Origin of the sequence: Paenibacillus sp. Aloe-11, from assembly GCF_000245715.1 — a bacterium.
GTDB lineage: Bacteria > Bacillota > Bacilli > Paenibacillales > Paenibacillaceae > Paenibacillus > Paenibacillus kribbensis.
The window spans coordinates 149,583-156,196 of sequence record NZ_JH601067.1; the positions used below are offsets into that span (position 1 = coordinate 149,583).

The 6,614-nt window shown below is 46.4% G+C and carries 6 protein-coding genes and 2 pseudogenes; 1 reads left to right on the plus strand and 7 read right to left on the minus strand.

The genetic code is table 11. The features are described 5' to 3' along the window. The 5 genes and pseudogenes from WG8_RS29015 to WG8_RS21850 all read right to left on the minus strand — a co-directional run. A pseudogene (locus tag WG8_RS29015) lies at window positions 1–646 on the minus strand (2-isopropylmalate synthase); the annotation flags it as partial. 97 nt (window positions 647–743) lie between these two features. Then, window positions 744–1,454 (minus strand): FadR/GntR family transcriptional regulator, encoded by a 711-nt coding sequence (locus WG8_RS21835; RefSeq protein WP_007432447.1) that lies wholly within the window; start codon window positions 1,452–1,454, stop codon window positions 744–746. Between the two features lie 142 nt (window positions 1,455–1,596). Then, window positions 1,597–2,604 carry an aldose 1-epimerase gene (locus tag WG8_RS21840; protein WP_007432448.1) on the minus strand — a complete coding sequence of 336 codons (1,008 nt, stop codon included), beginning with the start codon at window positions 2,602–2,604 and terminating at the stop codon, window positions 1,597–1,599. Between the two features lie 137 nt (window positions 2,605–2,741). Next, window positions 2,742–3,563, minus strand: coding sequence for an MBL fold metallo-hydrolase (locus WG8_RS21845; RefSeq protein ID WP_007432449.1), 822 nt, complete (start codon window positions 3,561–3,563; stop codon window positions 2,742–2,744). Between the two features lie 125 nt (window positions 3,564–3,688). Beyond that, window positions 3,689–3,985 carry a hypothetical protein gene (locus WG8_RS21850; RefSeq protein WP_007432450.1) on the minus strand — a complete coding sequence of 99 codons (297 nt, stop codon included), beginning with the start codon at window positions 3,983–3,985 and terminating at the stop codon, window positions 3,689–3,691. A gap of 162 nt (window positions 3,986–4,147) precedes the next feature. Between WG8_RS21850 and WG8_RS21855 the strand changes: the two genes are divergently transcribed. Next, window positions 4,148–5,380: an aminopeptidase gene (locus WG8_RS21855; protein ID WP_007432451.1), complete on the plus strand. Its 1,233-nt coding sequence runs from the start codon at window positions 4,148–4,150 to the stop codon at window positions 5,378–5,380. 73 nt (window positions 5,381–5,453) lie between these two features. On the opposite strand, the gene WG8_RS21860 is transcribed toward WG8_RS21855, so the two are convergent. Next, complete coding sequence (locus WG8_RS21860; protein ID WP_007432452.1) at window positions 5,454–5,945, minus strand: hypothetical protein; 492 nt, start codon at window positions 5,943–5,945, stop codon at window positions 5,454–5,456. Between the two features lie 165 nt (window positions 5,946–6,110). After that, window positions 6,111–6,614, minus strand: a pseudogene (locus tag WG8_RS29020) (iron-containing alcohol dehydrogenase); the annotation flags it as partial.

The following is a 6,614-nucleotide window of genomic DNA, read 5'->3' on the forward strand; positions in this document are numbered from 1 at the left end:
CCGCCAGTGTGTTGGCTGTAGCCATTCCAAGATCATCATGACAATGTGTGCTGAGCTGTATTTTTTCGATGCTATGCACTTGCTGTTTGACGACTCTGAACATTTCACCGAACTGATCGGGCGAGGCATATCCCACCGTATCCGGCAAATTGACGACTGTCGCCCCTGCGCGGATCGCCATATCCACGACCTCACAAATAAAGTCCAGCTCGGTACGACTGGCATCCTCCGCCGAAAATTCTACCTTGCTAAAATATTTGCGTCCATAACGAATGGCAGCGGCAGCGGTCTCTAATACCTTCTCCTTATCCATTCGCAGCTTATGTTGGCGGTGAATAGGTGAGGTGGCCAGGAACAAATGAAGACAGGCATCCTCGGCTCCCCGCAGCGCCTCTCTCACCGCATCAATATCCTGTTCTTTGGAGCGTGCAAAACCAACCAGTGTGGCCTGGGTAACCTGTTTGGCAATCTCCTGCATGCTGGATATCTCACCAGGCGAGGTAGCCGGAAAACCGGTCTCAATCCGATCTACGCCCAACTTTTGAAGCTGAAGGGCAATTTCCACCTTTTCTGTGCTGGTCAGGCTAACTCCCGGTGATTGTTCCCCATCTCTTAATGTTGTGTCCAACACCCATATTTTGCGCATACAGATACCACCTTTGCTTTAGTTTTAGGAGATGCTCAAAAAATAGTTTACAGAATATCTCAAACATCCGATCATCAGATGTTTAAGATTAAAAAAATTATGAACTAGCCATGAGCTTTTGCAGTTCCAGCTTGGTACCGTCCAAATGTTGAATGCTATACAGCTCGGCAGCCTTGCCATCCTGATCCCGGATCGCTTCATATATTTTCTCATGCTGTAATGTAAAATGGTTTGGCATTGCCGGATCGGTAACGAGATTGTTCAGCGCCTTTCGAATCGCCTCTACAAAGCTGCGATATACGTCTGTAAGCACTTTATTGCGTGTAGCCCCGGCAACAGCCAAGTGAAAAGTGATATCCGCATCCAGATACCCGTTCATATCTCCAGCGGCCAATGTCGCTGCACGACGGTCCAGTGCCTCCCGCATCAAACGTAAATCCTCGTCATTACGGCGTAAGGCAGCTAATCTGGCAATCTCTAGCTCCAATACACTTCGCACCTCATATACCTCGATGATTTCAGCACGGCTTAGACGGTAATCCAATGGCTCCTGAGAGGTCGTCGGTTGGCAGACAAAGGTTCCATGTCCTTGTTTTTTCTCTAATAGACCAGCATGCACCAGAACGCTAACCGCTTCACGTACTGTGGATCGACCAACCCCAAAGAGCTTCATAAGCTCAGGCTCTGTTGGAATCCTTGTACCTACGCTCCATTCACCAGCTATTATTTTTCGTTGCAACTGTTCAGCCACTTCATCAGCAATTTGCTTGCGTTTGACGGCTTGAAAAGGCACCATACCATCATTCATCTGATCATCTCCTGTTTCGTATCATACTATGACTGCTTCACGCTTTGCAACCCATCAACTTCAGCTTTTCGTCCATCCAAATAAAGCCTGCACCGTTAGACACGATGCAGACTTATCCGATACAGTAATGCAGGATTTCGATTTAGTTAGGTGTAACACAATACAGACGACTGGTTGTTTCAAAAATATGACCCGGCGCCAGTGCAATCAACCCGATGTCTTCCGCAGGCAAATCCGTACGATTCGGTGCATTGATCATGTTCATTTGCGGCTCAGGACAAATAAATTCCTTGTTCGCTTTGTTGTTCCAGATCATCCAATGCTTATAGGCTGTGCCTACATCATATACGAGGGTAGCACCTGTCTTGCTGTGTGACAGTTCCATGTAGTTGCGTCCATTTTGTGGAACTGCCGTGTAATGATTATCCATAGAAGCAAAATAAGGACTAACTCCCGTCGTCTTCAACAATTCCTCTTCCGGTGATAAAGGCTGGAACTGTCCTGTAGCCAGCAACCGTTCCGTCAGCTCACGACGTTCACCGATCGTGACCTTAATCTTGTAATCCTCAGGCGAGCTATCGGGTACGAACGGAACCCGAATCGCCGTGTGAAAGGCAAACAAGTTAGGAATCGGTTGATCACCCTCGTTATGGATCACATAACGCTGTTGTAGGCCAAATTCGTCCAGCGTGTACGTCAGCTTCATCGTGAAGGTAAACGGCAAGTATCGGAACATGGGATGCCCTTCCCTGACATGCTGATTCATTACCACATAGCTGCCCTGCTCCCCGGAGCCATAGTCCTCAACTTCCCACCGAACGGTGTGTAAAAAGCCGTGCAAATGATTATGGGTCTTCTCTTCATTAATCGGCAGCTCATATGTAACTCCATTCCACAGGAATTTCCCGTCCTCATACCGATTCGGAGGGTACAAAAAAGGAATTCCATAAACCGACGGATTTTGTTTAAAAGCCCCTATGCTGTCGGCATCCGGCTCACGCAAAAAAGAATATCCCGTTTCATTGTCACGAAAAGAAATCAGATTCGCACCGTTTCCCGGTAAGGCTACCGCTTCATACCGCCCAAATTTAAGACGAATGGCGGGGATTCCGTAATAAAGATCACCAATTGCAGCATGCTGTTGTGTCATCAAAAATCCTCCTTGATGAAATGACGATGATTAATGAAAGCGTTTTGCTTTTGGCTTGACTATACCATGCTCAGCAAAAAAATTCCACGTCACCACAAAAAAACGATGCCCCGCAAAGCATCGCACTTCTCACATCATTACACATACCGTCCCTGTTTGGGTACCGCTATGCGCTCAAAATCTGCGGCCAGTCGCTCCAGTTGATTTCTCAGCTCCATTCCATGCATGGAATGACCGTGCCCTGTAACCGCAATTTCAGGCTTCAAACCAGCCAGCATTGCCACTGAGCGCTGCGCAGCCTGCCAATCTGTCGTAAAATATGCAGGCGGCCCGTGTATTTCTTTTTTCTGTGAAATTTCTTTTTCCTGTAAAATAACAGTCAGTGCCGCTTCCTGCTTCACCGTAATAAAAGCGTCCCCAGCCACCAGCAGCCGTCTTCGCTCATGAAAAAGCGATACATGACCAGGTGTATGTCCTGGCGTATGCAGCCACTTCCAACCGGGAGCACCAGGGACACTGCCATCCTGAGGCAAGGGAGCAATGCGATCATCGAGATCTATAGCATCATTGGGGTACAGAAAAGAAATACCCGACAACAAACCTCCACCCACACCGGGATCAGGTTTCTGATAATCCCTCATTCCCGTCAAATAAGGCAATTCCAGCGGATGTGCATAAACAGGAGCTCCCCAATGCTGTACCAGCTCAATAACGGAGCCTACATGATCAAAATGACCATGAGTAAGCACAATAGCAATCGGAGGACCGGTAAACCGTTTCTCAGCCAGGCTTATAATCGAGTCTGTAAATCCCGTCATCCCCGTATCCACCAGCACCCAGGTTCGGCTTCCCGGCTCCCCGATAAAACACACATTTACAAACAGCGTCCGTAAGCTCAAGAGATCGGGAGCAGCCTCTTCATTTGCCGTCATTCCTTCGGTGAACAGATGATTTGCCAAAGCGTCACCCTCCTATTCACATGGAATTTCCTGTTATTATCGACCTATAGGCTTCCCCCATGTCAGCAGATTATGCGGACACTGCTAAATATAATCCGCTTGTCACGAAAATAGACCTGTTTACATTACTCGGGTAATTTGTTCCAAGCCGCATCCAGCAAATAATCGAACAAATCATCATTTTCTTCAATCCAGCTATCCATCTCCAGCATTTCTTCCTCTACCCGCGATTCCCCCGCAAAATGAAGACTGTAGTCCCATTCCTTCCCCTTTTTACTGTGGAAGGTAATCTCATATACAGACTGATGTCCATTTACTCCAAATACGACTTGGCCTAAATAAACACCGTTTTCATCTCTCGTCATCTGTGCCTGTTGAATATGTACTTCCTTCACTTCCTGAGGTGAATTTTGCTCTGTCATTCATTGATCCGCCCTTTCATTTTTACTAAAATGTACCAAAACTGATTTGAGAACCTTTTCGTTACATTGTACAATATATAAGCTATGTGTAGAATTTGCAAAAAAACTGTGCAAGCGACCCAAGCCTGTTTAAAGCTTTTTCGTGAAATGGAGGAAAGTAACATGTCAGATTTTCAACAAAAATTACAAAAATATGCCGAATTAGCCGTTCGAGTGGGCGTCAATGTCCAGCCTGGACAGACCCTCATCGTTCATGCTCCCATCTTGTCCGCAGAACTCGTGCGACTGATTGTCAAATCAGCCTATACGGTCGGAGCGAAGCTGGTTAAAGTAAAATGGAGCGATGAGACCATCACCCGGCTACAGTATGAACTGGCTCCTGACGAAACGTTTAATATCCCCCCCAAATGGTATGCAGCCGAAATGACGGAAGAGGTCGAACATGGCGCGGCAGTGCTTCATGTTATTGCCGATAATCCCGATCTGCTTAAAGGCATCCCGTCCAGTCGAATCACGGCTGCACAGCGGGTGCGGTCACATGAATTACATCAATACCGTGAATATCAAATGGCTGACAAATTCAGTTGGTCACTGGTAGCTTACCCTTCTGCAGAGTGGGCAGCCAAAGTATTCCCGAATCTCCCTGCCTCCGAACAAATAGATAAGCTATGGGAAGCCATTTTCAGCACTGTGCGTGTGGATCTGGACAATCCCGTGGAAGCTTGGAAAGAGCATTTGAAAACCCTTTCCAGCAAATCCGATATTTTAAACGCCAAACGCTATAAAAAACTTCATTATTTAGCCCCAGGAACCGACCTCACCATCGAATTGGCCAAGGATCACCTCTGGGTAGCTGCCGAAAGCGTCAATCAACAGGGACATACCTTCGTAGCCAACATGCCTACCGAAGAAGTATTTACAGCTCCACTTAAAACAGGAGTGAACGGCAAAGTCAGCAGTACCAAACCACTTAGCTACAGTGGCAATATTATCGACAACTTTTCGTTGACCTTTGAAAATGGACGCATTGTCGATGTACAGGCTGAAACAGGTTTGGAGACTCTTCAGCATCTCGTAGAAATGGATGAAGGCTCCCACTACTTGGGAGAGGTTGCTCTCGTACCTCACAAGTCACCTATCTCTGACAAAAATCTTTTGTTCTATAATACGTTGTTTGATGAAAATGCATCTAACCATCTGGCGATTGGCAATGCCTATGCATTTAACCTTAAAGGCGGCAAGGAAATGACTGCAGAGGAACTGGCAGCGAACGGTCTAAATTTCAGTCTGACGCACGTTGACTTTATGATTGGTTCAGCTGAAATGGACATTAATGGCGTTACCGAGGACGGTACTGAGGAACCTATCTTCCGTAAAGGAAATTGGGCGATCTAAAATGACAAAAAGGCTCTCGCCGCTTCATGCGGGGGAGCCTTTTAACTTCTGAGCAGGTGATGTCACAAATATTTTATAGTGTATTAAGCCACTGATTTACAGCAATTCCAAATACAATTTGTACCACGCTGATGATGAAGAAGACGATAAAGCAGCTTACGACTCCTCGTTTGGTGCTTTGATGCATGGATAGAGATGACTTCACATAAAACATGCTGCTCAGTATTCCTAAGCATATACCCAAGATTCCCGCGAATAGCCATCCAATAGCCAAGCTAAGTGTGACAAAAGCCCAGCTCCAGCCGGGAACTTTGCTCACAGGAACATAAGGTTGCTTGGACCCGAGATACACACCGTCCACGGCCAAATCCGCTTTGTTGCCGATGACCACAACATTCACAGCTTTATGATTCAACTTGATTGGAAAATCAATCAAATTCAAAAATGCATTCTGGCTTTTAACTCTTTGCTCGCTCCCATTCACAATGATTTTGCCGCCATTCAGGCTGCGCTTGTACTCAATACTATATTGAGTCCCGTTGTCTTCCACATTCCATTTTGCCATTGTTAAACTCCTCTCAAGTTTTAGGTAAGCCGTAGATGTACTTCCGACATTTCCTGATTATGTATCAATAAAATCATAACATAAGTTACAAGTTAAATAATGGAAAAAAGACCGCTTATCAGCGGCCTTTGCGTTCATTTATATTCTAAAAATTAGTTTTTTAGGTTAATTCTTATATCCAATTTTAGCCTTATAAGCCTGTGAATACTGATCAGCAGCTAAAATCGCATCCAGTACATCATCCGCTGTAACGGCAAATGGCAGATTGTGAGCCGTTTCGCCTTCTTTCGTGGCCGCCTGAGCTACCCGGTACAAATCCTCGTGGGAAGCTTCCTTGAGCCTAACGTCTTCCAGCGTTACGGGCAGCTCCAGCTTTAGATAAAAGTCAATATATCGTTCCACCTCGGTCAGAGGTCTTTGCTCCAGGGCAAGCTGTACCAAGGTGCCAAAAGCTACTTTCTGCCCATGCGTCAGGTGATGAATCTCCCCTTCCAGCACGGTAAAACCATTGTGAATCGCATGTGCGCCTGCCAAGCCACCGCTTTCAAAACCTAAACCGCTCAGTAGCGTGTTGGCTTCCACCACCGCTTCCAGCGCAGGTGTGACGACTTTGCGCTTTACAGATTCGTAAGCCTGCAGTCCGTAATCGAAAAGAACCTCCTCGCACTT